The sequence below is a fragment of the Halolamina sp. CBA1230 genome (assembly GCF_002025255.2).
GTDB lineage: Archaea > Halobacteriota > Halobacteria > Halobacteriales > Haloferacaceae > Halolamina.
Map to the genome: position 1 here is coordinate 141,471 of NZ_CP054588.1, position 25,213 is coordinate 166,683.

General features: G+C 64.8%; 23 protein-coding genes. 13 read left to right on the top strand and 10 right to left on the bottom strand.

The window, feature by feature from the left end; translation table 11 throughout:
- Positions 1 to 7: 7 nt before the first annotated feature.
- A complete protein-coding gene (locus B4589_RS15915) occupies positions 8 to 1,852 on the bottom strand; it encodes an FAD-dependent oxidoreductase (RefSeq protein WP_255246159.1) in 1,845 nt (614 codons plus the stop codon).
- 479 nt (positions 1,853 to 2,331) lie between these two features.
- Between B4589_RS15915 and B4589_RS15920 the strand changes: the two genes are divergently transcribed.
- The gene (locus B4589_RS15920) at positions 2,332 to 3,099 is read left to right on the top strand and encodes an IclR family transcriptional regulator (protein ID WP_158081108.1); all 768 of its coding nucleotides are present in this window, start codon (positions 2,332 to 2,334) and stop codon (positions 3,097 to 3,099) included.
- 820 nt (positions 3,100 to 3,919) lie between these two features.
- Here the strand turns inward: B4589_RS15920 and B4589_RS15925 are convergent.
- Complete coding sequence (locus B4589_RS15925; protein WP_079232365.1) at positions 3,920 to 5,575, bottom strand: acyl-CoA synthetase; 1,656 nt, start codon at positions 5,573 to 5,575, stop codon at positions 3,920 to 3,922.
- Between the two features lie 151 nt (positions 5,576 to 5,726).
- Between B4589_RS15925 and B4589_RS15930 the strand changes: the two genes are divergently transcribed.
- Together B4589_RS15930 and B4589_RS15935 are read left to right on the top strand one after the other, a co-directional pair.
- Entirely contained in the window at positions 5,727 to 7,793 is a 2,067-nt protein-coding gene (locus B4589_RS15930; protein ID WP_255246160.1) for an SLC13 family permease, read from the top strand.
- A gap of 41 nt (positions 7,794 to 7,834) precedes the next feature.
- Positions 7,835 to 8,305 (top strand): DUF6653 family protein, encoded by a 471-nt coding sequence (locus tag B4589_RS15935; RefSeq protein WP_079232363.1) that lies wholly within the window; start codon positions 7,835 to 7,837, stop codon positions 8,303 to 8,305.
- Between the two features lie 81 nt (positions 8,306 to 8,386).
- Here the strand turns inward: B4589_RS15935 and B4589_RS15940 are convergent, their stop codons facing one another.
- Both B4589_RS15940 and B4589_RS15945 read right to left on the bottom strand, forming a co-directional pair.
- Positions 8,387 to 8,827 carry a hypothetical protein gene (locus B4589_RS15940; RefSeq protein WP_079232362.1) on the bottom strand — a complete coding sequence of 147 codons (441 nt, stop codon included), beginning with the start codon at positions 8,825 to 8,827 and terminating at the stop codon, positions 8,387 to 8,389.
- Between the two features lie 49 nt (positions 8,828 to 8,876).
- Positions 8,877 to 9,755 carry an SDR family oxidoreductase gene (locus tag B4589_RS15945; protein WP_079232361.1) on the bottom strand — a complete coding sequence of 293 codons (879 nt, stop codon included), beginning with the start codon at positions 9,753 to 9,755 and terminating at the stop codon, positions 8,877 to 8,879.
- Between the two features lie 276 nt (positions 9,756 to 10,031).
- On the opposite strand from B4589_RS15945, the gene B4589_RS15950 reads away from it, so the two are divergent.
- The 3 genes from B4589_RS15950 to B4589_RS15960 all read left to right on the top strand — a co-directional run bounded on the left by B4589_RS15950 (position 10,032) and on the right by B4589_RS15960 (position 11,350).
- Positions 10,032 to 10,568 carry a helix-turn-helix domain-containing protein gene (locus B4589_RS15950; RefSeq protein WP_079232360.1) on the top strand — a complete coding sequence of 179 codons (537 nt, stop codon included), beginning with the start codon at positions 10,032 to 10,034 and terminating at the stop codon, positions 10,566 to 10,568.
- Positions 10,565 to 11,092, top strand: a complete 528-nt coding sequence (locus B4589_RS15955) for a hypothetical protein (protein WP_079232359.1) — start codon at positions 10,565 to 10,567, stop codon at positions 11,090 to 11,092. Before B4589_RS15950 ends, B4589_RS15955 begins: the two co-directional genes overlap by 4 nt.
- A 75-nt stretch (positions 11,093 to 11,167) precedes the next feature.
- Positions 11,168 to 11,350, top strand: a complete 183-nt coding sequence (locus tag B4589_RS15960; RefSeq protein WP_394353858.1) for a hypothetical protein — start codon at positions 11,168 to 11,170, stop codon at positions 11,348 to 11,350.
- Positions 11,351 to 11,372: 22 nt separating this feature from the next.
- Here the strand turns inward: B4589_RS15960 and B4589_RS15965 are convergent, their stop codons facing one another.
- From B4589_RS15965 to B4589_RS15975, 3 genes are all read right to left on the bottom strand, one after another.
- Positions 11,373 to 12,617: an RNA-guided endonuclease TnpB family protein gene (locus B4589_RS15965; RefSeq protein WP_079232358.1), complete on the bottom strand. Its 1,245-nt coding sequence runs from the start codon at positions 12,615 to 12,617 to the stop codon at positions 11,373 to 11,375.
- A 764-nt stretch (positions 12,618 to 13,381) separates the two neighbouring features.
- Positions 13,382 to 14,773 (bottom strand): Cdc6/Cdc18 family protein, encoded by a 1,392-nt coding sequence (locus tag B4589_RS15970; protein ID WP_079232357.1) that lies wholly within the window; start codon positions 14,771 to 14,773, stop codon positions 13,382 to 13,384.
- Between the two features lie 646 nt (positions 14,774 to 15,419).
- Entirely contained in the window at positions 15,420 to 16,823 is a 1,404-nt protein-coding gene (locus tag B4589_RS15975; RefSeq protein ID WP_079232356.1) for a sodium-dependent transporter, read from the bottom strand.
- 160 nt (positions 16,824 to 16,983) lie between these two features.
- Between B4589_RS15975 and B4589_RS15980 the strand changes: the two genes are divergently transcribed.
- The 6 genes from B4589_RS15980 (at position 16,984) to B4589_RS16005 (ending at position 20,637) form a co-directional block, all read left to right on the top strand.
- Positions 16,984 to 17,244 carry an AbrB/MazE/SpoVT family DNA-binding domain-containing protein gene (locus B4589_RS15980; RefSeq protein ID WP_079232355.1) on the top strand — a complete coding sequence of 87 codons (261 nt, stop codon included), beginning with the start codon at positions 16,984 to 16,986 and terminating at the stop codon, positions 17,242 to 17,244.
- A 1-nt stretch (position 17,245) separates the two neighbouring features.
- A complete protein-coding gene (locus B4589_RS15985; protein ID WP_079232354.1) occupies positions 17,246 to 17,650 on the top strand; it encodes a hypothetical protein in 405 nt (134 codons plus the stop codon).
- 322 nt (positions 17,651 to 17,972) lie between these two features.
- Entirely contained in the window at positions 17,973 to 18,278 is a 306-nt protein-coding gene (locus B4589_RS15990) for a DUF6516 family protein (protein ID WP_079232353.1), read from the top strand.
- Positions 18,271 to 18,729, top strand: coding sequence for an HTH domain-containing protein (locus B4589_RS15995; protein ID WP_079232352.1), 459 nt, complete (start codon positions 18,271 to 18,273; stop codon positions 18,727 to 18,729). Before B4589_RS15990 ends, B4589_RS15995 begins: the two co-directional genes overlap by 8 nt.
- Before the next feature lie 255 nt (positions 18,730 to 18,984).
- Entirely contained in the window at positions 18,985 to 19,389 is a 405-nt protein-coding gene (gene tnpA, locus B4589_RS16000) for an IS200/IS605-like element ISHmu6 family transposase (RefSeq protein WP_079232351.1), read from the top strand.
- Positions 19,390 to 19,395: 6 nt separating this feature from the next.
- A complete protein-coding gene (locus B4589_RS16005) occupies positions 19,396 to 20,637 on the top strand; it encodes an RNA-guided endonuclease TnpB family protein (protein ID WP_079232350.1) in 1,242 nt (413 codons plus the stop codon).
- A 62-nt stretch (positions 20,638 to 20,699) separates the two neighbouring features.
- Here B4589_RS16005 and B4589_RS16010 read toward each other — a convergent pair whose 3' ends face one another.
- From B4589_RS16010 to B4589_RS16020, 3 genes are all read right to left on the bottom strand, one after another.
- Positions 20,700 to 22,274 carry a PH domain-containing protein gene (locus tag B4589_RS16010; RefSeq protein ID WP_079232349.1) on the bottom strand — a complete coding sequence of 525 codons (1,575 nt, stop codon included), beginning with the start codon at positions 22,272 to 22,274 and terminating at the stop codon, positions 20,700 to 20,702.
- Positions 22,271 to 22,918 carry a PH domain-containing protein gene (locus B4589_RS16015; protein ID WP_079232348.1) on the bottom strand — a complete coding sequence of 216 codons (648 nt, stop codon included), beginning with the start codon at positions 22,916 to 22,918 and terminating at the stop codon, positions 22,271 to 22,273. Before B4589_RS16015 ends, B4589_RS16010 begins: the two co-directional genes overlap by 4 nt.
- 160 nt (positions 22,919 to 23,078) lie before the next feature.
- Positions 23,079 to 23,579 (bottom strand): helix-turn-helix domain-containing protein, encoded by a 501-nt coding sequence (locus tag B4589_RS16020; protein WP_158081117.1) that lies wholly within the window; start codon positions 23,577 to 23,579, stop codon positions 23,079 to 23,081.
- 178 nt (positions 23,580 to 23,757) lie between these two features.
- Here B4589_RS16020 and B4589_RS16025 point away from each other — a divergent pair, with 178 nt between their 5' ends.
- On the top strand, positions 23,758 to 25,125 hold the full coding sequence (locus tag B4589_RS16025) for an RNA-guided endonuclease TnpB family protein (protein ID WP_079232346.1): 1,368 nt from the start codon (positions 23,758 to 23,760) through the stop codon (positions 25,123 to 25,125).
- The last annotated feature ends 88 nt before the right edge of the window (positions 25,126 to 25,213 follow it).

Genomic DNA, 25,213 nt, shown 5'->3' on the forward strand with positions numbered 1-25,213 from the left:
CCGAGCGTTACAGCCGCCGTGCGAGCAGTTCCCCGTCGTAGTACGCACGGTCGAGCTTCCGGGGCGAGACGGCGTCGCCCACACGATACACGTCGTCGCGCTGCTCGTCGAGTTCGAGGTAGAGCGACTCGTCGGCCTGCCGCCGGCCGACGACGACCACGGTGTCCGGCTCTCGGCTCGCGCCCTCGCCGGTGAGCGTGTTCCGGAGCGTGACCGTCCCGTCCTCGGCAACCGAGTCGACGGTGTGGTTCCCGGTGAACGCGGCGCCCTGTGCCTGGAGCGCCGCGACGAAGCCGGGGAGGTTCGGCTGCTCGGTGCGGAACGCCGGGTAGTGGTCGCTACTGACCATCTCCAGCGACGCGCCGCGGCCGAGGAGCTCCAGCCCGGTCTGGGCGGTGACGACCCAGCGGTTCTCGTCGAACAGCAGCACGTCCTCCCCCACCTCGGCGCCCTCGAGCACGTCGAACGCGTTCACGACCTCGCCGTCGAACCGGTCCCCCGTCTCGGGTCGCGTCGCACCCGTGGCAACGACGACAGCGTCCCACGACGGCGCCACGCTGTCGGCGTTCACGAGCGACGCCAGTTCGACCGTGACGCCCGCGTCGCGCGCCGCGGCCGCCAGATCCTCGCTCGCCCGCGCGAACGGTGCGAGCGGCCCCTGTGCGGCGAGGCCGAGCTGGCCGCCGAGGCTGTCGCTCGCCTCGCGGAGCGTCACGTCGTGGCCGCGCTCGGCCGCAACCGCAGCGAAGCGCAGCCCCGCCGCCCCACCGCCGACGACGAGGACCTGCTGCGGGAGCGCCGCGTCGTCGAGGGCGGAGAGTGCTGGCAGCTCGGACTCCCGGCCGGTCCGGGGGTTCACGACACACTCGACGTGGCCACCGTGAGCGTGGCCGTACACCGCTTCGAGACACTTCTGGTTACACTGGATACAGCGGTTGGGGCGCTCCCCCGCGTCGGCTTTCGCGAGCGTCTCGGCGTCCGCCAGCAGCTGGCGAGTGAAGCTCACGAACTCGGCGCCGGCGTCGAACAGCGCGTCGGCGTCGTCGACGCTCGTGAACGGGAGCCGCCCGATCACGGGGACGTCGACGGCGTCGGCAGTCGTCGCGATCGGGTCACGCAGCTCCGGCGCCTCCGCCGAGATGCCGGCGTGTGTCTGGTTGTACGTCGCGTGGCTCCCCACGGTACAGGAGAGGTAGTCGAACCCCGCGAGCGCGTCGAGGATCGCGGGAACGTCGTCGAACCCGTAGCCGCCGTACTCCAGTTCCGCCAGCGAGAGGTGGAGCCCGACCGGCCCGTCGATCCGCCCGGCGACCGCGTCGATCGCCTCGTTCACGAACCGCGCCCTCGCGGGCCAGTCGCCGCCGTACTCGTCGTCCCGGGCGTTGTACCGCGGGGAGAGGAACTGTCGGAGGACGGAGAACGGGCCCGCGGCCAGTTCGACGCCGTCGAAGCCGGCCGCATCGAGGTTCGCCGCCGCGTCGCCGAACCCGGATAGCACCTCGTCGATGTCGTCCCGGGTCATCGTTTTGGGCATCTCGTAGGCGGCGTCGGAGGGCGACGCCGAGGGGGCGAGCTGGGGCTGCATCTCCCAGTCGCCGCGGGACTCCGCCCCCGTGTGGGTGAGCTGGCCGACGATCTTCGTGTCGTGGTCGTGGACGGCGTCGACGACGCTCGTCAGCGCCGAAACCGTTCCGTCGTCGTACGCGTCGACGAAGGCAGGACCACTGGCCGAGGGGTGAACGAGCATCTCGGCGGGACCGACCACCAGCCCGGCACCGCCAGCCGCGCGGGCGCCGAGATGGGCCGCGAGCTCCTCGGTCGGTCTCCCGTCGTCGACAAATCTCGTTCGCACGGGGCGGAAGACGGCACGGTTCGGCACCGAAAGAGATCGGACTGTGCCTGAATCGAACAGATCCATGCTAACAGATATCAAGTAACTGTACTTGAAGTTAGCGCAGCCGAGAGCCGGGGGACGACTGGCTACCGGGTCGCCGACGAGGATTCACCGGAAAGACGGGGACGGCGCTCCAGACCAAGCTCGCCCCTGGTGCGGTCGGTTCTTTCCACGGTACGGGGAAAGAGTTATTCACGACATAACGAGGGTTCAGTGTAGCTAAACAATAGTTGCCGATAGTCCATCGTAATTCGTGAAACATTTTCTTAGTTCGGCCCGCATCGGCACAGGGAGCTTCGTTCGAAAATCCGAAACGTCGAGGGGAGAACCCCACCCGAGTACAGTATGAGTGAGTATTCGTTCAGCTCAGTAGAACAGAGAACTGTACTAGCTGAACACCCAGTCAATTTATGACAACGGCTACCGAGGAACAGCGTATGGACGAAAAACACGGTTCGGAGGTGAGCGCGGTCAGTCGGGCAGTACGGATCGTGGAAGCCGTTCGCGAGCTCCAGCCTGCAGGGGTTACCGAGATCGCCGGGTCCACGGAGATCCCCAAAAGTTCGGTGTACAACCACCTCGGAACCCTGGAAAACAGGGGGTACGTCATCAAGAACGACGGGGAGTACGAACTGGGGCTACGGCTCCTCCCCCTCGGGGAGGCCGCGAGACAGCGACTCGGCATCTACCGAGCTGCACGTCCCGAGATCGAGCAGCTCGGCAGCGATACGGGGACCAACACGTACCTGTCCGTCGAGGAACGGGGACGGGCGACAGTGATCTGTCGCCACATGGAGAACGAGATCGATCTCGGCTCCATCGGCACGACAGTGCCGCTGACGACGTCGTCCATGGGCAAGGCGATCCTCGCAGAGCTCCCACGGGAACGGGTCGACGAGATCATCGAACGCCACGGGCTCCCCGAGATGACCGACTCCAGTATCGTCGACCGAGAGGCGCTCGACGAGGAGCTCGAACGGATCCGGGAGCAGGGGTTCGCACTCGACAGGGGGGAGCACGTCAAGCGGCTCAGGGCCGTGGGAGCCGCCGTGTTGGGGCCCGACGGTGAGGTACGTGGCGCGGTCAGCGTCGCGGGCCCGGAACGGGAGCTGCGGGGCTCGTTCTTCGAGGAGGAGCTTCCGGATGCGGTCCTCGACGTGACAAACGTTATCGAACTGAAACTGATGGAGGATATCTCGATCTGAAGGGGCCGAACCCCGACATCGGTTCGAGCGGATCCAGTACCGGCGGCTATTAATAACAACAGTACCTTTGTTAGGTATTCGTGAACCGCGGAACCTTATCGCTCCCGACTCGCCAGTTGGGGATCGATCGTGGAAACGGGAAGTCGAGCAGTTCACACGACCGCGAGTTCGATCTCGCTCGGGTTCGGCTCACCGGTCGAAACGGGGACCCCCGTCGAAGATGCGTCCTTTCTCTTCGATACGATCTGTTTTATCTCGTTACTCTGGTATGATCTCGTGTTGCTGTAGTGGATTGTTTTATTTCATAGTTACTAACTATAGTGTATCTACCTCGGTTCTCCACCATGTGATCGGAGGCGTCGCTGGAAGCGGATATTCGACAGTTGAGCCACTTTATCGCCGATATCGACCACGTCACGGACGTGATCAACCTCGGATAGCTCGAGTACTCGGTTCTCGCTCCGACCTCGTGGGAGGAGGTGACCACGAACGGGCGGTATATCGCAGCAATGAGCGTAATTACCCCTCGATCGATGGTGAACTGTCGATCTCGATTTCCCCAGTGGTCAGTTCACCGCTGCCATTCTGAGACCGGAATATACCGAAACCACATATAATCTTTCGATATGGTAAGTATCGTTTTCTGACGAGGGATACGATCTCCATCGACGAGCTTCGATACGCGGTAGTACCCCAGCTCGTTTCCACGCCGTTCGTCCCGGGACGGGGCCGTCGAACAGGAGAAGGTGGATACCGTCCACACTGACAGCACGGATCAGGCGTTCTCGTCGCCCTGTACTCCCGAGAGGGTTCCGCCGGCCTACTCCCCGAACCGCTGCTGTTCGCGCTCCCGGAGTTCGATCCGGCGGGTTTTCCCCGACGCCGTCTTCGGCAGCTCGTCGACGTACTCGATCCGGCGCGGGTACTTGTACGGCGCCGTCTCCTCCTTCATGTACTCTTGAAGCCTGTCGGTGAGCGCGTCGTCACCCTCGTACCCGTCGGCGAGCACGACGTACGCCTTCACCACGTTCCCCCGCTCATCGTGGGGTGAGGCGACCGCCGCCGCTTCGGCGACGGCCTCGTGGGAGACCAGTGCGTCCTCGACCTCGAACGGGCCGATGCGGTAGCCGGCGGAGAGGATGATGTCGTCGGCGCGTCCCTCGAAGAAGAAGTAGCCGTCCTCGTCTTTGCGGGCCAGGTCGCCGGTGCGGTAGTAGTCGCCGTCGAACGTCTCCTCGTCGAGATCGGGCTTCTCGTAGTAGCTGTCGAAGATGCCCGGGCAGTCGACCGGCACCGCGATCTCGCCGATCTCCCCCTGTTCGACTTCTTCCTCCTCCTGCGTGTCGATGATCGTCGTCCCGAGTCCCGGCGTGGGTTTGCCCATCGAGCCCTCCTTCACGTCGATCCCCGGGTAGTTCGAGACGACCGCGACGGTCTCGGTCTGCCCGTAGCCGTCCCGCGGCGTGATGTCGTAGGCGTCCTGGATGGCCTCGATCGGTTCGCGGTTCAGCGGTTCGCCCGCCGACAGCGCCTCGACGAGATCCAGGTCGTACTCCGCGAGGTCGACCTGGGTGAACATGCGGTACTGGGTCGGCACCGCACAGAGCCGCGTCACCCCCTCCTCGGCCATCACGGAGAGGAACTCGTTGGCGTCGAACTCGCCGTCGTAGATGAGCTGTCGCGCGCCCGTGGTGAGGCCGACGCCGACCGGCGACCAGAACCACTTCGCCCAGCCGGTGCCCGTCGTCGCCCAGAGCAACTCCTCGTCGAGGTCCGCGGGCTCGCCCTCGGCACCTGGCGCCTGCTCGTCCTCCGCCGAGATCCCCCACCAGTACGGGCCGTTCACCAGTTCGAACGCCCGGAGCCACCGGTGGCGGTGGAGGACGGGTTTGGGCTGCCCGGTCGTGCCCGACGTGTAGTTGATGCTCATCGGGTCTTGCGCGCCGATCTCGGGGCCGTCGTGCTCCGTCCCGGCGCCGTCGAGCAGGTCGCCGAAGGACTCCCACCCCGCGGGCGAGCCGTCGAGGGCGATCGTCGTCTCGATCGGCGTCTCGTCGAGTACCGGCTCTACCATGTCGACGAGGGACTCGTGGGCGACGATGGTCGTCGCCTCGCAGTCGTTCGCCCGGAACGCGATGTCTTTGGGTTTCAGCATCGCCGAACAGGGGACCAGCAGCGCGCCGCGTGCGAGCACTCCGAGTTGGATCGCGAACGCGTCGGGGTGGCGAGGGAACAGATGCATCACGCGGTCGCCCTCGCCCACGCCCAGATCCGCGAGCGCGTTCGCGAAGCGGTTCGTGTCGTCGCGGATCTCGGCGTAGGTGCGCTCGGCGCGGGTCCCCTCCTCGTCGAGGAACGTGACGGCAGTGCGATCGCCGAAGGCGTCGGCGTGCTCCTCGATCACCGACGGGATCGCGTACTCCTCGGGGATGTCCCACTCGAAGGACTCGACCGCCTCCTCGTAGTTGACAGGCATACACACGGAGACTCGCTGCCGAGGAAATAATGATTTTGTTCCGAGGGGCTTGGTGTTGGAGAACTCTGACGGGCGCCCCGCCGGTCGACCGGTTCGCGCCGCGAACCGTACTACTATGTGTACGGCACGGGAGCCACACACGATTACTCCAGTGACGACCCTCCTGCCCGACGCCACAGCGCCGGTGCCTGTGCTCCTCCAGCAGCTCCCCGTGCAGCTCCCGGTGTCGGTGGACGTGCTCGTCGTTCTCGGGGTCGTCGCCGTCGCGCTCGTCCTGTTCGTCCTCCAGCCGGTCTCGATCGACACGACCGCCATCGCCCTGATGGTCGCGCTGATCCTCCTCGGGCCGTGGACCGGCGTCTCCCCCGAGGAGGGTGTCTCGGGGTTCTCGAACCCGGCGACGCTGACCGTGCTGGCGATGTTCATCCTCAGCGAGGGCGTGCGCCAGACCGGCGTCATCCAGATCCTCACCCGGAAGATGGAGGCGTTCGCGGGCGACAGCGAGTCGCGACAGCTGCTCGCGACGGTCGGGCTCTCCGGCCCCTCGGCGGGGTTCGTCAACAACACGCCGATCGTGGCCGTGCTCATCCCGGCCGTCACGAACCTGGCCCGGAAGACGGGCACGTCGCCGTCGAAACTGCTCATCCCGCTCTCCTTCGCCTCGATGCTGGGCGGGACGCTCACCGTCATCGGCACGTCGACGAACCTGCTCGCCAGCGACATCTGGGCGCAGGTCGGCGGCCCCGGAGCCGAACCGTTCTCGCTGTTCGAGTTCACCCAGCTCGGCGTCGTCGTGCTGGCCGTCGGTATCGTCTACCTGCTGACCGTCGGGCGGTATCTCACGCCCGCCCGCATCCCGGCGGAGGGCTCCGCCACCGACCAGTTCGGGATGGCCGACTACCTGACCGACGTCGTCGTCCACGAGGACTCCGACCTCGTCGACTCGCGCGTTCACGAGGTCCGGCGCGACGACCTCGATCTCGACGTGTTCCAGATCGTCCGCGACGGCCGCACCATCGTGCGCGGGCTCTCGACCGAGCGGATCCGCGCCGGCGACATCCTCTCGGTCAGGGCGAACCAGGAGACGCTCGAACAGGTGCTCGAGGACGAACACCTCGTCCTCCTGCCGGAGCTGCTCGAGGCCGCGGCCGACGAGGACGAACCGCTGCCCGAGGGGTTCGTCCCGGAACACCACGCGTGGAACCGGTCGCTGGCGACGCTCGACGCGGAGATCGAGCAGGCCGCCGCGGCGGAATCGTCAGTGGAGGGGAGCGACAGCGAGGAACCATCGGGCGAAGGGGACGACGGCGACGGAGATCCGGGAGAGGAAGGCGACGACGAGGAGAAGGCGAAACCGGACGAGCCGGAGACCTCGCTGTCGGAGGTCGTGTTGCTCCCCGGGCCGTGGTCGAACCGTCGCGACGGCGTCGCGGGGTTCGAACGCGAGTACGACGCGACGGTGCTCGCCGTCCGTCGAGGGAACGAAGTGATCCGCCAGCGGCTGCGGGACGTCAGCCTCCAGGCCGGGGACGTGTTGCTGGTCCAGACGAGCGAGGACGTGCTCGATCGGCTCCGGGCCGACACCAACGTCGCCGTCTCCGGTGACGGGCGCTGGGAGGAGTTCGACAAGCGTCGTATCCCGATCGCGCTGGGGATCGTCGCCGGCGTCGTGGGGCTGGCGGCGCTCGAGTACCTCCCGATCATGGTCAGCGCCCTCACCGGCGTCGTCGCGATGCTGTTCTCGGGGATCCTCCGGCCGGCGGACGCGTACGACGCCGTCGACTGGGACGTCATCTTCCTGCTGGCGGGCGTCATCCCCCTCGGGATCGCGTTCGAGTCCTCCGGCACGGCGGACCTGATCGCGACGGGGATCGTCGCCGGCAGCGCGATCCTCTCGCCGATCGCGATGCTCGCGACGTTCTACCTCGGCACCGCGATCATCACGGAGATGGTGAGCAACAACGCAAGCGTCGTGTTGATGCTGCCCATCGCCGTCGAGGCCGCCGGCCAGCTTGGCGTCAACCCGTTCGCGTTCGCCCTCGCGGTGACGTTCGCCGCGAGCACGCCGCTGCTCAGCCCGGTCGGCTACCAGACGAACCTGATGGTGTACGGCCCCGGCGGCTACAAGTTCACGGACTTCGCACGGGTCGGCGCGCCGCTCCAGCTCATCCTGACCGTCGTCACGACGGTCGGCATCGAGTACTTCTGGGGGCTGTAGTGCGGGGAGGCTATTTCGCTCCTCGGCACTGAGGAGGGGGTATGTCCGAACCGAACACCGCAGCGAGCCGCCTCGAGTCGACGCTGTGGGATCGCCACGCGAACCCCAAGAGCGGCTGGACCCGCGTGCCGACCGGCGCAGCCATCGTGTACGCGGTGTACCGCCGCAACCCGCGACTGCTGCTCGCCGCGCTGCTCTGGGCGGCGATCAACCCGTTCCTCTTCGCCCCACCCGAAACCGACGAGGCGTGGATGACCCGCGGCGTGCTCGCCGAGCGCTGGTGGGTCCGCGAGGAGGGGAACGGGACGATCGGGCTCTCCTACCCGAACGTCTGCAACGCGGGGGGCGCGCTGGCGTTCGCCTACGCGCTCGTGGCCGCGTGGCGTCGACGTCCCGCCGGGGCGGCGCTCGGGACCGCCCTCGGATCGGCGCTGAAGCTCTGGTGGATCGGCGTGCTGGTCCGCCGCTACGACGCGCTCAAGAGAGTCGAACAGACCGCCCGACGACGGTGATCGGCCACCTCCTCGACGGTACGGATCGGCCACCTCCTCGACGACGTGGATCGACCATCTCGACCACGACAATCGGAGGACTCAGGCCTCAGACGACGACCCACGCAGGCGGCCGACGCCGACGCTGAGGAGGTAGCCGACCCCGAACGCCGCGCTCCCGAGGAGGATCGACGCGGCGGCGTAGACGCCGAGGCTCACCGGATCGAGCAGGAACGCGAGTTTGCCCGGCAGCGAGTGGCTCGACAGCCCGAGGAACGCCCAGTCGGCGTGGAACCCGAGATACGCCGCGAACAGCGACGCCCACGCCGGGAGCAGCGCACCGCGCCCGTAGCCGATCCAGCCGGCGGCGATGAGGCCGACAACAGTGGCGTCGCTCGGCAGAACGATCACGCCCCCCTCGACGGCGAACAGACCGGTCGCATAGGCGACGAACGATCCGACGAGGAGGACGGCGGCGCCGAGGAAGTCGAGGTTCCGCTGGAACTGCTCACCGAGCAGGAGGTCGCGCGGGGAGGTGGTCATACGGGGCGTTCGCCCCGACACGAGAAGTCGTTTGTGCCGTTTCGGGGGACTACTCCACTGGCGGCCAGTCCGAATCGACGTCGACCAGTTCGGCGCTGTGCTGCCAGAGACGCCGTCGCGTCTCCGGATCGGCGGCCTCGTCGGAGGGCGAAACGACGCCGCCGCCGGTGACGTACGCGCCGGTCCGGTCGCCGAACGCAGGATCCGTGACGAGCCGGACCAGGCGGTCCCCGCCTTCACTCGGGTCGGTGCCAACGCCGGGGACGAGCCCGGCGGCCCGAACGAGCAGCCGAGTCGGGAGCGACGCGTCCCGGAACAGCTCCGTCGACGGCACGAACCCAGGGTGGAAGCAGTTCGCGGTGACGTCGTCGGGGAGCCGCTCGGCGAGTTCGAGGGTGAACGCGGTCAGCGCGAGTTTCGACCGCGAGTACGCCTGCACGGCGTCGTAGTCGCGTTCGAACTGGAAGTCGTCGAAATCGAGCGCGGCGCGGCGGTGGAGTTCCGAACTCGTCGTGACGATCCGGGCCGGCGCCGACGACCGCACCAGGTCCAGCAGTTCGTGGGTGAGGAGGTAGGGCGCGAGATGGTTCACCGCGAGCGTGCGCTCGACCCCGTCGTCGGTCTCGACCCTGTCACTGCTCGAGAGCCCAGCGTTGTGAACGAGCGCGTCGAGCCGGTCGTAGCTATCTCGAACCTCGGTCGCGAGCGAGCGAACGGCCGACTGCGTCGCGAGGTCGGCGCGGTGGAACCGGATCGCCCCCGACAGCGACGACGCCTCGGCCGCGACTGCTTCTCCGCGGGTTCGATCACGACCGACGACCGCGACGGTCCACCCGCGTTCGGCCAGTTCCGTCGCCGCGCTCCGGCCGATCCCGCTCGTCCCGCCGGTCAGGAGGACGACGCGGTCGGTCGCGTTGCTCGTGGACATACGGGATGGTTCGGCTGGGGGGAGGGTGAAGGTTCGGTCCGTCGGGACCGGAACCCCGGACCCCCGGGGGTGTCCGCAATTCGCCGCCAGTACACGACCGCTTCTCCGAGCCCACGGTGTCCGCCGTTCAGCGCGACGACCAGGTAATCGGCTCAGAAAGACACTCCCCGGGGGAGAGTCGCTGCAAGCGGCTATCTCTTCCTGAGTCTGTTTTGGGTGCGAGAGTCGATCCATCGCCGGAAGCCTTATCACGAATTATCGATAATTCGAATTGAGATGGCGCAATCACCTCCCCGGTCGGGCCAGCCACCAATTCAGCAGCTCCAGACGGTGGCTGACCTTCTCGAGACGCCGGCACTCGCTCAGATTTATGCCCACATCTTGCAACACGGGCCGGTCACAGTGTCTGATCTCGTCGGCGACCTCGACGTTCCACAGGGAACTGCCTACGACTACGTGCAGAACCTCGAAACCGCTGGCTTGGTAGAGAAAACCCGTGAGCAGCGTCCGTATGAGTACGACGCCGAGTCGATTGCACTCACACTCTCGACGGACGGCGAAACCCAAACGATCACGCCTGCGCTGATCGCCGCAGTTGCCCGCCGCGATGAGGACGAGGATATTGACGTCTACATCGAGCGCCACGGTCTCGACGGCCTTGCCGTCGCTCTCGAGTACGCCTACGAATACGTCGACGGCACGGTCAACCATCGGATTGCGGCTCGAGAACTTGATCTTTCACCACTTGAGGCCGAGATCATTCTTCAGGCACTGGAGCCGGTTGCTACCGAATATGCCGACGCCGCTGTATGACGACGGTCTTTATCGCCGATACCGGCGTCTTCGTCCGGTGTGGTGGGCCGGACAAGGACAAATTTCAACGACTTCGTCGATCCCTCCGACAGGCCGGCGTTTCGTTACGTGTCCCACAGCGTGTCTACAAAGAACTTGGCGGGGACCCTGCGGCGGACGCGTACCCCTCAGGAAATATCCCGTATCCTGATGGCTTTGAAGAGGGATGGATCGTCGTTGCCGACGAACTCGACTACACAAATCCGCTCGTCTCGACGGTGATGGACGAGGCACGCCGGTTTATCGCCAACGAGACCGATCGTGAGGAGGACATCACTGAAAAAGCAGATACGGCGCTCGTGGGGCTTGCTGCTCAGGTACTCGATACTGGAGAAGCAGACCAAGTGGTTCTTTTGACGACCGATAAACCGGCGGGACGAGCGGCCGAGACGTTCTTGCCACAGCACGGGTTCGACGGCCGTATCGAATTTCGGTATGTTAGCGTCGAGTATCTCGAAATGGTCACAGCTGACGAATTTCGGTGACCCACTCTGGGGGTATTCGATATCGTGGGGCCTGGAGGTGACGGACCTCGTTCTTCGCACGTCCGTTCTTGGCAGATGAATAAACGCCGACAGAGCTACCCTTGGAAGTTCTACGCGCTCACCGAGAAGGGGCGAGAGTTCCTGGAAGCCCACAACCTGCTTGCCGCCGAAGAGACGCTCCAGCAGATCTACGACACCATCTCCGACAAGCCCGAGAAGATGGTCAAGTACGAGAACGCACCTCCGGAGGACAAGTAAAACTCGGTAAGCTAACCCACCCCTAAAGGGGTGGGCTTTCAGCGTGGACTCCCGCTCTGGCCGAATCATCGGCAGGAGGTTCATACTCTCCATTCGCGTTCAGCGTCCCGCTGTTCAAGCGCACGCCTACGGGTGCGCCTCCACTGGAGCCAGTTTGGTTCCGGCGGAGATACCGCAATCCAATGTTCTTCGCGGCGTTGTAGTCAGCGTGGTTCTCGTATCCACACTTCAGACACTCGAACGACTCACTCTCGCGATTGTCCGGGTGGGTGAAGCCACACTCAGAGCAACGCCGAGAGGTATTCTCCGGGTCAACCTGCTCTACGTCGATGCCGTACTCGGCGGCCTTGTACTCAACGTATTCGTAGAGGCGATTGAACGCCCACTTGTGCCCCCACGACGCACCAGTGCGTTCACGGATGTACGTCAGGTCTTCGAACGCTATCACCGAACAACCGTGTTCGCGGGCTTCGCTGACCAACTCGTTCGATATACGGTGGAGCGTTATCTTGAATCGGCCTTCCTCTTTCCGACCGACAGCCTGTATATTCTCATGCGCCCACCGCGTCCCGTGTTCCTGCAAGTCACCACGCCGTTTCTCGTATTCGCGCCGCCAGTGGTCGAACTTGTCGCCAGTCCAGAACGTGCCCGTCGAGGCGACGGCAAGGTTGTTCACGCCGAGGTCAACCCCAAGAACCGTTCCGTTCTCAGTGGTTGCCTGCTCTGACGTGTCAGTCTCCACATCCAGTTTACAGTGGATGTGAAGCATCCAGCTGCCGTTGCTGTAGTGCAGTTCCGCCCCAGTCGTCTCGTATTCGTCCGAGAAGAAGTAGTCTGCGTGGGGCGTGTCTCGCTCGTTGTCGGGAAGCAAGTAGTCGGCTTCAATGCGCCCGTCAACGGTCGCCAGCGACACGTACTCGTCGTGGAACGTTGCAGTGCGGTGGTCGTAGACAACGTGTGGGCTAGTGAAGTGGGGCATCGACGCCTTCTTGCCCTGCTTCCATTTTTCGACCACGCTCTTGCAGGCTTCGGCGGCCTTGTTGCGAGCGGCTTGGACGTGGTTGCTGTGCAACGCCGTCTCGTCGCGCACGTCCTCGTAGGTGCCGTCGTGGAGCGTGGTCTTGCTTGTGGTGACGTATGCGCCTTCGAAGGCGTGGCGAGTTACGTAGTTAGCGGCCCACAGAAACCCGCCTACGGTGTCTTCAAGGAGTGCGGCGTCGTCACTATCCACGGCGAGTTTCACCGGAACAGTGCGCCGCTTCTCCATATATCATATGTAGACTTGTTGATTCAAAAGTATTGGGGAGTCGCCCCCGTCGTAGTCGGTGGGTTGTCGCACGGAGCGTACGCGCTTCCTCCCACCCCTGAAGGGGTGGGTTTCCGCGCTGTTTCCGCTATGAATGAGGACACCAACCCAACGTTTCCGACGTGTCGAGAGATACACTCGTGATCAGGGGTGTGGTGAGCGAGCGAAACGGGAGCTAGGTTTCTTACCGTTTTCCAAGTGCATTCAGCACAGAAAGAAGAATCTCTCCCCACGAGAACCCCCGTTTTTCGTGGCCCTCACCCCACTCTCCTGTTGGTTTTCACTCTGGACGAGGGGTGTGTGGACAACGACTTCTCTCCAGCTTCCAGTCCGTGTTTCTACTCAGTATTAACCAACAGATCTCCTGACACCTCGATAGTGTTGGTTAACTTTTCTCAATTTCGAGGAAGGCCGCCAAATTCGTACATCTAGTTTCCGCAATTTCGCATTGAATCTCCGTCCGATCCCGCCTAATCGGTGACAGCACACTCTCGACAAATCTTCCTGTCATCGACGACTACGTACTCGATGTCCTTCCACAGCGGTTCAGACCCCAGGCCGATCTGTCACGGCCGTCTCGACGTGTACCAAGGGCCATTTCCTGAAGATGGCACGTTCGGACACCCCCACGTCCGCCGTACTATCATCTGCCGTTTCGACGTACGAAACCGGCCGATACCGGCGAAAATTGCGGACATCCCCGGGGGTGGGTCCCCAGCCGAGGATCACTCGAACGTCTGCTGGCTCGACCCCTGTTCACGAAGCCAGGTCTGTGTGAGATCGTCGAAGTCGACCGAGTCGAACCGGGAGACGGCTTCCAGCACCTCGATCGCCGTCGACGGCTCGACCCGGAGTTCGAACGTGTAGGCGTTCCCGCCGACCGAGCCCGAGGCGGACTTTCGGGCGCGGATGATGCTCAGCATGTCGAGTTCGATCAGGTGGTCACGCATCCGGCGCTGGGCGAGCTGATCGGCGTCGATGTGGTCGGCGAGGGACTTGTACACGTCGTACACGTCGCGGGTGCGGATCCCCGAATGACCGGCCAGTTCGAGCACCGTCACGGCCGCGAGCGCGAGGTGGCCCTGCATCGTGAGCTGCTCCATCCCCTCGACGATCAGTTCGCGCTCAGCCTCGCCCTGGGCCGCGCGGACGTGTTCTTCCTCGACCTGGGACTGGCCCTCGGACTCGGCGATCGCGGCGGCCTTGCGGAGGTACTTGATCGCCTGCCTGGCGCTCCCCTTGTCCTGGGCGGCGTAGGCCGCACACAGCGGGATCACGTCGCCGGAGAGCGCCTCGGAGTCGACGCCGACCAGGTCGTACGCGTCGCGATCGGCGCCGGCGTCGTCGAACGCCGCGTCGAGCGTCCCCTCACTCCCGTTCAGATCGATCGAGATCTCGATCTCGTCGCCGTCGTCGTTCTCGTAGCGCAGCGACGTCCCCCGGAACGCCTTGCTCGCCCGTCGGGAGAGGATATCCCGGAGATCGTTGGCGTCGTACGGCGCGAAGAAGATGGAGTCGTCGTAGAGGCTGTCCTTCGCCGCGGGGTCGAGGTTGTCCCGCCACTGCAGGTCGTTGCTGATCCCGATGATCGACGGGTAGACGTCGTCGTCGACGTACTCCTTGTCCCGGGCCCGGGGGAGGGAGTAGAGGATCTTGTCGTCGGTGCCGAGGTTATCGATCTCGTCGAGCACGATGATTATCGTGCCGCCGACGTCGTTCATCGCCGCCCAGAGCCGGTCCAACACCTTCTGCATCGGGTGACCGTTGGGGTTCTCGCTCCCGAGTTCCTCACAGAGCCCGCAGGCGAGCGTGTAGCTCGAGGAGATCCCCTCACACGAGAAGAAGACGGTCGTGAGGTCGAGATCCTGTGACGCCGCGAACGATTCGAGCTCGCTCAACTCGGCTTTGGCGGCAGCAGTTTTCCCCTGCCCGGCCTTCCCGGAGAGGAACGTGTTCTCGGCGCCGGCGCCACGGGCCGCGGGCTTCAGCGACCGCCGGAGCTTGAGGATCTCCTCCCGCCGTTCCGGGAGTGTCGTCGGGGTGTGCCCCTCCTTGAGGTAGTCCTCGCCGCCGACCGCGAAGATCTCCGACGTAGTCGAGTACGGAGACGATTCCATTGCCAGTCATCGTGGGTTCCAGTCACATAAACCCCACCGTCCGGAACGTCCTCACCGTCCGAATAACCCCCCGGTGCGTCCGAGATTCGTTTCGGTATCCGGATACTAACTCCCTACCCGGGGGCCCGGGGTTGTCCGCAATTATCGACGAAGGGAGGGGGAGGGGTTCCCCTTCCCCTTCACCGGCGATGGAGGTGAACGAACTCCCCGATTACACTCGTATCACCTACCATACAACGCTGTTTCCTTCTTGCTCCGTTTCCTCTCTCGTGTTCTCATTCACGTTTATTATATATTTTACGGTTATTAGTAGTAGTGTAGTAGTAGGGGGCTCAAAACGCGTGTTCTACATCAGTCTTTCTCCTATTTATATATGGAAGGCTCCAACTACCGACGTCGGTCGGTCCGTTCCCTCGAAGAATTGCGGACAACCCCGGGCCCCCGGGTTACCGAGGGGGTTATAAAGCCCGGCGCCAGCTGACCTGATCGCGCTTCCGCGTGTCGGGCATCCCGCCTCTCACCACGTTCCGGGAGTGCTTCTCACCGCGGCCGACACTGATCCCCACCCTCTCTATCGACAGAATTGCGGACGACCCCGGGGGCGGGGGTGAACCGGCGATCGCCGACGGCACTCCAGTCAGTCGGTTCATCGTCCCCGACTGGTAGCGGCGGCGACGCCCAGCCGACAGGCGACGGTCACGACGATCGCGACGACCGCTCGGCCGCCGATGCCGAGGGAGACGCCGACCAGCGGCGCGACGCTGCTCGACAGCGAGAACAGCACGACGACAGGGAGCACCCAGCCGACCGCCAGCACCCACGGCTCCGCAAGCGGCGCGAAGCGGCCGGCGCCGGTACGGAACTCCGCGACCGCGTCGGTCGGGAGCACCCACCCGACGACCGCGAGGAAGGCGAACAGCCCGAGCGACAGCAGCAGGTCCGCGAGGGTCCCCGAGACGAACGTGAAGACCGGGCTCGAGAGCGCCAGCCCGCCGCCCGTCACTGCGAGCAGGCCGGAGACCAGCAGCGTCGCCGTCCGGCGCGGGACGTCGTACGTGTCCACGAGCGTGCCGACGGGCGTCTCGAGCAGGCTGATGCCGCTGGTCACCGCCGCCAGCAGCACTGTTCCGAAGAACGCTGTCGCCACGAGACGACCGCCCGGGAGCGTCCCGAACGCACCCGCGAGTGCGACGAACAGCGCGCCCGGCCCGCCGCCGCCGGGGTCGACGCCCTGCGAGAACAGCAGCGGGATCACGACCAGCCCCGCGAGCACGCCGATGAACGTGTTCGAGATCGCGACCACGAGGGTGTCCCGGGGGAGCGACGTGTCGTCGTCGATGTAGGAGGCGTAGGTCAGCATCGTCCCGGCGCCCAGCGAGAGCGTGAACAGTGCCTGCCCGGCCGCGGGGCCGAGAACCGACGGGAGGTTGGCGACGAGATACGCGGCGTCGAAACGCAGGTAGTACTCGTACCCCGCCGCGGTCCCCGGCTGCGTGGCAGTCCACGCCGCAAGCCCGACCAGCAACACCGCGATCGCGGGCAGCATCACCTTCGAGACGCGTTCGATCCCGCGGCTCACGCCGAGGAAGACGATCGCCGCCACGATCCCGAGGAAGGCGAGGTGGAACGCCACCGCTTCCGGGCCGTACCCCATCGCGGCGAAGTACGCCTGGGGCGCCGTGAAGTACGCCCCCGTCGGCGAGGCCAGCGTGTACCGGAGGATCCACCCGCCCACCACCGAGTAGAAGGAGAGGATCACCAGCGTCGTGGCGACGTTGAACGCCCCCAGCGCCGTCCCCCACTGGTCGCCGATCAGCGACCGGAGCGCGCCGATCGGCGTCTGCCGACCTCGGCGCCCGAGGACGAACTCCGCGAGCAGTCCCGGGACGCCGACGCCGACGACGATGAGCAGGTAGACGACCAGGAAGGCGCTCCCGCCGTTTTCGGCTGTCAGCCACGGGAACCGCCAGACGTTCCCCAACCCCGCCGCGCTCCCGATCGAGGCGAGCACGAACCCGAGGCTCGACACCCATTTGTCACGTGTACCCATTCGTGAACGGAGATGTACAACGAACGCCAAAATCGATGTCGGTTCCGGGTCGCCGATCACCCGGTAGAACGGTTACTGAGGGGACATTCGGCACGATCGGCTCGAAACCGTCGCGTGAAGCCACGGAAAGATTAAGGTATTACGACCAGTATTACCACGTATGGGCCAGTCCACTCGGATCACCGAGAAAGGACAGACGACGATCCCGAAACCCCTCCGCGAGAAGTACGATCTGGACCCCGGCGACGAGGTGGTCTGGATCGACACCGACGACGGGCTCGTCGTCAAGAAGCGGACCCGGACGGAGGGTCGGGGGCTGCTCGTTCCGGACGACCTGGACGAGTCGTCGCGCGACGCGGTCGCCGACGAGCTCCGCGAGCGCGTCCGGGACCGTCGAGACCGGAACTACGAGGGGGCCTGAGATGGCGTACACCGCCGACGCGGTCTCGTTGCTGACGTATCTCGTTGACGCGCTCCCGCCTACCGCCGATCGACTGTTCGCGGAGGCGGAGGCCGGTGAAACGCTGCTCCGGGCTCCGAGTACGGCGCTCTCGGAGGTGCTGTACGCGGTTTCTCGGGACAAGGACGTCCGTGGTGTCACGCTCTCCGGGAGTCCGGAGACGGCTCGCCGGGCGCTCGTGGACAACGGGCCGGTTTCCGTCGCGCCGGTCGGCGAGTCCGAGTTGGCGGAGTACGCCGCACTTGTCTCGGCGTTCAGCATCCACGACGGCTTGATCGTCGCCAGTCACCGCTCGGTGGGGACCGAAGCGATCGTCACCAGCGACGGCGTGATCCGCGATGCCGGCTACGACACCGTCTGGGAGTAGCGAGTACCTCCGGTTCGGCTCTGGTCAACTACCCCACACTAAGCGGCTTCGGCGCTTTGAGGGTGGGGCTTGTCCGTGAACTCGGCCTTGAACCCGCCCGGGTGGGCGTTGAAACCCTATTGGTTCGACACCTTTTTCTCGCTGAAACAGTCTTTAGTTAGAACTATCGCTTATATAATAGTTAGATATATTCTGACTGAAACTATTCAATGTGAATAGTTCTATGACTCCCTGAGTGGTTGATTCAAAAATTATCCTAGAGGGCCTGGACTGCCCGCTATCTTTATGTCTTATGAGGTCATAGACCATAGATAGGTAGAGGATGGACGGGAACCACCCGCTGGAACTAAACCGCGCGGTCCCTGGCGGTCGCGTGGAAATGTTCGCCATCTCCGACGACGAATACCCCGGCGGGTGGTTCTACCGGTTCCAGTACTACCACCCGGAAGAGGGAGAGATACTGCGCTTCGACAACGCTCACGATGACGACGATCTCGGCTGGCATCACCGACACGTCAGCTTCGGGAAGGACAACGAGATCACGTTCCAGAGTATAACCGCGCACGTCGCTCGCTTCCTTCAGGAAGTCGCCCACCTCACTCACACCGAGGACACAAACAATGACTGACCCCACCGACGACGGATGGCCCGACAAGTACAGCGATCCTCGTGACCGCCCTCACCCTAGCGTGCTCCGTGTCACTGTGGAGTCGTTCGACCAAATGCGCGATGACACCCTCGATACTATCGGCGCGCTTAGCGAAGGCGAGGAACAGCCCGCGGTCGTGTCGTTCTCGACCGTCGGTGAGCTGCGGAAGATCCTCACCGACCGCCGACTCGAACTCCTCCAAACGCTCATGGAGACCGACGGGGCAGCCGAGAGTATTACCGCCCTCGCGGAAGATCTCGATAGGGACTACCGGACGGTTCACGACGACGTCTCGCTGCTCGCCGACTACGGGCTCCTGTTCGTCATTGAAGAGGGGCAGGCCAAGCGCCCGTATCTGCCCTACGAGCGTATCCATCTCGATGTCGAACTCGTCGGAGCGCGCGGTAGCGAGGAACAGGCTCCGGCGTGATGCCGTCTCGAATCTGTCTAGGCTGCTACCTCCGGCTAAAGTCTTAGTAAACAGCCTCGGGCGCGGTGGCCCGAGGCTTTTAGCTGAATTGAGGCGCTAAGCCCCCTTCCTCAGCGAGCGCCGACCGAAGGGAAGGCGCGAGCAGGGAGGGGATACAGCGCCGCACGGTTCTCATACACTCTACGGTTGCAGGCCCACAGGCCCACGCAGTCCTAACGTTTTTGGAGTAGGGTAGCATAATATTGGTCGAACCTAATGGAATACGACTTCGATTCGGGAGCGCACTCGACGTTTTCCCTGCACTACCACCTGATACTCACCACGAAGTATCGGCGCGGAGTGCTAACCGAGGAGCGAACCCAATTCATACACGAGGTCATCAGCGGGTTCACGGACAACTACGGTGTCGAAGTGACCAATCTTGACGGCGAGGACGACCACGTACACATCCTCTTCCGAGCGAAACCCACCACGGACCTCGTGAAGTTCATCAACACTGTTAAAGGCGCGACCGCCCGCCGTATCCGCAACGAATACGCGGATGAACTGAAGACCGAACTGTGGGGCGACTCGTTCTGGAACGATTCGTACTGCCTCATCTCGACGGGGCAGGTGTCGCTGGATGTGCTGAAACAGTACGTCGAGGACCAACGCGAGTAGAGCGTCATGTACTACGCCTACAAGTACCGTCTCAAGCCGTCCGACGCCCACCGTGAGGAGTTGGACCGACACCGAGACATTTGTAGGCAACTGTACAACCACACGCTCTACCGTCTCAACGAGTACCAAGAGAACCACGGCGAACTACCGTCCATGACCACCCTGCGGTCGGAACTGCCCGACCTCAAGAAGTGGTGGGACGGCCTCAACGAGGTGTACTCGAAGGTCCTCCAAACCGTCGTGGAACGCCTGTTCGACAACCTCAAAGGACTCTCCAAACTCAAAGAGAACGGCTACGGCGTCGGTCAACTCAAGTGGAAGCCGCCACGGGAGTTCCGCAGTTTCACGTACAGTCAGTCTGGCTTCAAGCTCGACAAGAAGGGCGGTCAGACTGTCCTGTCGCTCTCGAAACTTGCGAACATACCGATTCGACTCCACCGCGCCATCCCCGACGACGCGAAGCTCAAACAGGTCACGGTTAAGAAGGAACCGACGGGCGAGTGGTTCGCCACCTTCGGCGTCCAAATGGACCGTGAACCACCCGAACCGCCTGAGAACCCCGAGAAGTGCGTCGGCATCGACGTTGGGATTCTCAAGTACGCTCATGACACCGACGGCACGGCAGTCGGATCGCTCGACCTCTCTGACGAGCGCGAACGCTTGGAGCGCGAGCAACGGAATCTCTCGCGGAAGCAACACGGGTCGAATAACTACGAGAAGCAACGGCGTCGGGTTGCGGAGTGTCATGCCGACCTTCGACGGAAGCGCCGTGACTTCTTGCACAAACTCTCGAACTACTACGCGGGAGAGTACGACCTCGTAGCGGTCGAAGACCTGAACGTGAAGGGGATGATGGAGTCGCCGTCGAACAGCCGCAACACGGCGTCTGCCGCGTGGCGGACGTTCCTCTCGTTGCTCGAATACAAGTGCGAGCGGGAGGGAACGCACTTCGTAGCGGTGGACCCGAGAGGGACGACCAAGGAGTGCGCGGCGTGCGGTGTCTCGACGGAGAAGCCGTTGTGGGTCCGTGAACACTCTTGTCCCTCGTGCGGGTTCGAGGCAGACAGGGACGCGAACGCGGCGTGGAACATTCTTTCTCGCGGCCTCGAAGATGTAGGAGTGGGATACTCCGAATCAACGCCTGTGGAGACTGCGCTCCCTGTGGACACCTCCGTGTCTGCAAAGCGCGTCGTGGAAGCAGGAAGCCCTACCCTCAAGGAGCGAACGGCGTCAGCCGTGAGCGAGTAGGGTAGGGTAGGGTAGTTCACAGTTCTTGGTAACCCTGACCCGAACCGCGGAACGGCGGCGAACTACCCGTTCCCGTCCGGGGTGGTCGTTCCCGACGAAGTCGCGGTCGACGCGCCACGACCCTCTGCCGCCCGTCGACGCCGCCGCAACGAGTCGTACAGCGCCCCCGCGACCTGCTCGCGGAGGCGTTCGACGGTCTCGCGGCTCACGTCGACGGCCGCGGCGTCGTTGCCGACAAGGCTGCGCGAGCCCGCGGTGTCGATCGTCACGGTGCCCAGCCGTCGCCGCCGCTGGAACACCGTTTCGGTGCTCAGCACCGTCTGGACCCGGTAGTAGGGGACGACCTTCAGCTGTCGCACCCAGAACCCGTTCCGGGTCACGACGTGGTCGTCGCCGACGTAGTACCCCCGAGCTTTCCACTTCAGGTGAGCAGCGACGGGGACGAGCACCAGCGCCGCCAGCGGCGCCCACCAGTAGAACGAGACGTCGAGCACCGTCTGCACCCCGTAGAGCAGGCCGGTCAGGAGGAGGACGACGCCGGCGTAGCGCGCCGCGTAGCGCTCGCGGGCCCGCTTGGGCGGGCGCTCGAACGTCATCTCCCCCGCCGGTTCGATCGAGTTCGCGAGTTCGAGCACGCGCGAGCGCTCGGCGATCGGGACCGCCGACTGGGAGGTGTTCTCCCCGCCTTCGCCGCCGCTCCCGCCGGCGGTCTCGATCTCCAGCGAGGCGTAGCCCAGCGCCCGCGCGAGCACGTTCTCCTCGATCGTGAGCGACTGCACCTTCGAGAGCGGGATCGTCCCGCTGTACCGCTGGAGCAGGCCGCGCTCGTAGCGCAGCTCCTCGTCGCCGCGACGCAGCGTGAACCCGTAGTACAGCGTGGCGTTGATCACGCCGTACACGAGTCCGAGGAGAACGATCCCCACGAGCGTCGCGAGCGGGCCGAGCAGCCCGGTCAGGCCGGCGTCGAACCCGAAGAACCACTCGGCGTCGACGATCGCCCCGAGCGCGGGCATGAACACGGAGCCGACGACGAACAGGATCGAGATCAGCTGGGCGTCGGCCGACACCAGCGCGAGCACCCCCAGCTCGCGGTCGGTGATTTCGAACACCGTCTCGAACCGCTCGGTCTCCTCGGCCGGCTCGCCGTCGTCGCCGGCGCGGCTCAGCCGGCTGATCTCCGCCTGGAGTCGGTTCGCGCGCTCCTCGCCCACGAACTGGAGTTGGGCCTCGCTCCCGCTCGCGCCGGCGGTCTCCAGCCGGAGCTCGGCGATCCCCAGCACGCGCTGGACCACGTTCTGGCTGATGTCGACGTTCTGGATCCGACGCAGCGGGATCTCCCGTTCGCGCCGGGCGAACACGCCCGAACGGATGTCGAACGTGTCGGTCGTGAGCTCGTACTCGAAGCGACGGTAGTAGGCGACCCCGTAGGCCACGACGGTGATCGCGATCCCGGCGGCGAGCGCGACCGCGAGCCCGACGCCCAGGAACCCCCTGATCGCGCCGAACGCCGGGATGCCGACGAACAGCGCGACGACCACGAGGCCGATCCCGTTCTCCACGATCCGGTACGGGACCGACAGCGGGTGGAGGCGGAACGCACGCCCCGTGAGCGGCTCCTCGCTCCCCCCGTCAGTCATACTGCGTCTTCCTCCTCGGACTCGGTGGTGAGCCGTTCCAGCCGCTCCTGGAGCGTCGACGCGCGCTCGGGCGTCAGCCCCGGGATCGTCACGTCCGCGCCCCGCGAGCCGGCGGTGTACACCACCAGCGTCGACAGGCCGAGCACGCGCTCGAGCGGGCTCCGCGTCGTGTCGATATGCTGGACGCGGACGTAGGGGACGACCGTCCGCACGCGGGTGAACACCCCGCGGCTCAGGAACAGCGAGTCAGCGCGGACGACGTACTCCCACGACCGGTACAGCAGGACGGCCCGAACGACGCCGACCAGCACGAGCAGCGCGGCCACCGCGCCGCCCATCTGGACGGCGGTCTCGACGCCGGCCGGGAGGAGCGCCGTCTGCTCCCCGACGACGTAGGCGATCCCGCCGAGGACGGCGCCGGCGACGAGCGCGCCGATCGTCGAGCCAACGATCCACAGCAGGCGGACCGTCGACGCCAGCTCGCGGGGGGTGCCGACGACCGACTCGTCGATTCCTGCCTCGGCGGCGACGGAGGGCTGGTCGTCCGCGTCCGGATCGCCGTCGTCGGCCGTCGACGGGCCCGACTCCTCCCCGGGTGCTGACGGGCTGTCGTCCGTCGCGACGTCGTCTGGGGGATCGTTCATACCGGTTACGTGGCACAACGGCGGCTTAACCGTACCGCCCGCCGGATGGGGGGATCGACACACCCCACTGTGGCGGTACGGCGACTCCATCGACGGCTGGAGGGTGGACCGCCACCCGCCCGTTCACAAAAAACAACGACCGTGCCGCCCGTGTTCCCGTCTACTCGTCTTCGGAGGCGTCCCCGAAGCGGCGTGCCGCTTCGGCACTCAGCGAGACACGGACGGTTTTCCCCGCTCTCTCGCGCTCGAACACGCCGGCGTCGGTCAGCCGGTCGACGTGGTAGGATGCGGTGCTGGCTGCGAGGTCGGTTCTCGCTGCCAGCCCGGTCACGGACACCGGTTCGGCCGTCCGGACCGCGTCGACGATCGCGGCGGGTGCCGTCAGCGCGGCGGCGAGTTCGGGGTCGTCCTCGAACCCGGCCGGGTAGAGCCGCGCGCGGCCGTCCATACGCTGTCGGTCGACCAGATCCTCACGTTCGAGGACCCGAACGTGGTACCGGGCGGTCGAGACGGGGACGCCGACGTCCCGAGCGATCGCCGTCACCGACTGGCCGGGTGTGCTGGTGACCGTGTCGTGCAGTTCCTGTCTGGTTGGGTGCTCCAGCGGATCCGACTCGTCGTATCGACTGTAGCCCGCCGCTACCGCCCAGATCGGCTCCACGGACGGCGGCTCCACTGCGGCCGCGATCTGCGTGACACGTAGCGAGCGGAAGCTCACTCCTTTAGGGGTGGGTGTGAGCGGACACTCCCGATCAACAATCCACCGCCTCATCGCCCGGCGGTGATTCCCACCGCATCTGCAGCCTTTACAACCAAAGAGCCACACAGTAATCGCTGTCATGCGGCGGGTCAACACCTTCCGAGTCAGCCCCCTTCAGGAGAGAGACAAGCTGATTCTCTACGAGGTGCTTGATGCGTCCGCCGCACTGTGGAACGAACTCACCTACCACCGCCGCCAAGCCTTCTTCCAAGACCAAGACGTCTGGAGCGTCGACGCCGACGAATACCGAGTGAAGTACAAGGGCGTCCTCGGCAGTGCCACCGCCCAACAGATCATCCGCCGCAACGACGAGGCGTGGCGGTCGTTCTTCAAGCTCCTCGAAAATGGCGAACGCCCCTCGCCGCCCGGCTACTGGAAGGACGAAGACAGCGGCGAACGCACCCTTCAGACCCTCGTGCGCAACGATATGTACTCGGTGGAGTGGGGCGAACGGAGCAGGTTGGAGATCCCGGTCGGTCACGACCTCAAAGAGAGGTACGGTCTCGGCTACCACGAGCGACTCCGACTCGAAGCACAAGGCGACCCACGGTGGCGTGGGGAGCAAGGTCGGTTGGAACTGGTGTACGACAAAAGTGCTGAAGCGTTCAGGGCACGACAACCCGTCAAAGATGCTGTCCTACGACGGGATGATGAATCACTGGCCACCACCTCGGGCGACGACGGGGCGGTGGCAGCCTTGGACATCGGCGCCAACAACCTCGTCGCCGTCACCACCACCACCGGCCACCAGCGCCTCTACCACGCACGCCCCCAATTCAAACGCTTCCGCCAAACTACCCAACAAATCGCCGCCCTGCAACAAGACCTCGCGTATGGCACGTGGTCAAGTCGGCGCATCCGGAAGCTGTATGGCCGGCGCACCGAGCGTGTCTACCACCTCCAAGACGCTCTTGTCCGCGACCTCGCGGAGTGGCTCGCGGAACTGGGTGTCAGTGAGGTAATCGCCGGCGACCTCGGCGACGTGCTGCAGAAGCACTGGAGTGCCGTAGTGAACGAGAAGACACACCAGTTCTGGAGCCACGGTCGGTTCCGTCGGCGTCTCCGAGAAGTCCTAGAGGGCGAGTACGACATCTCTGTGCGAGAGGTTTCCGAGTCCGGTTCATCCTCGAGGTGTCCGGAGTGTGGCGCGGGGAACGTCCATCGAGAGGGTGATCTGCTCACGTGCTACGACTGCAGTTTTGAGGGGCACAGTGATTTGGCGGCGTCGGAGAACCTGTTGGTGGAACACGCAGATGATGGGTCGATGGCTCGGCCCGCGGTCTCTCGAGAGAACACGACGGAGAGGGCACATGGAGACGTGGCCCGCCTCGAGTGGGACGATCACCGTTGGCGACGGCGGGATCAACAGACCAAAGAGGAACCTGCAGACCGGAGTACCCTGCACAGGGGGAAACTTGCCTCCGGTGCTGGTTCAGGCACGGCCTGAATCATCCACGCGGAGGAATCCCACCCTTTCAGGGGTGGGAGGAAGTCAAGGTTGTATCGAAACGTTTCGCGCCGTTCGCGGCCCGACC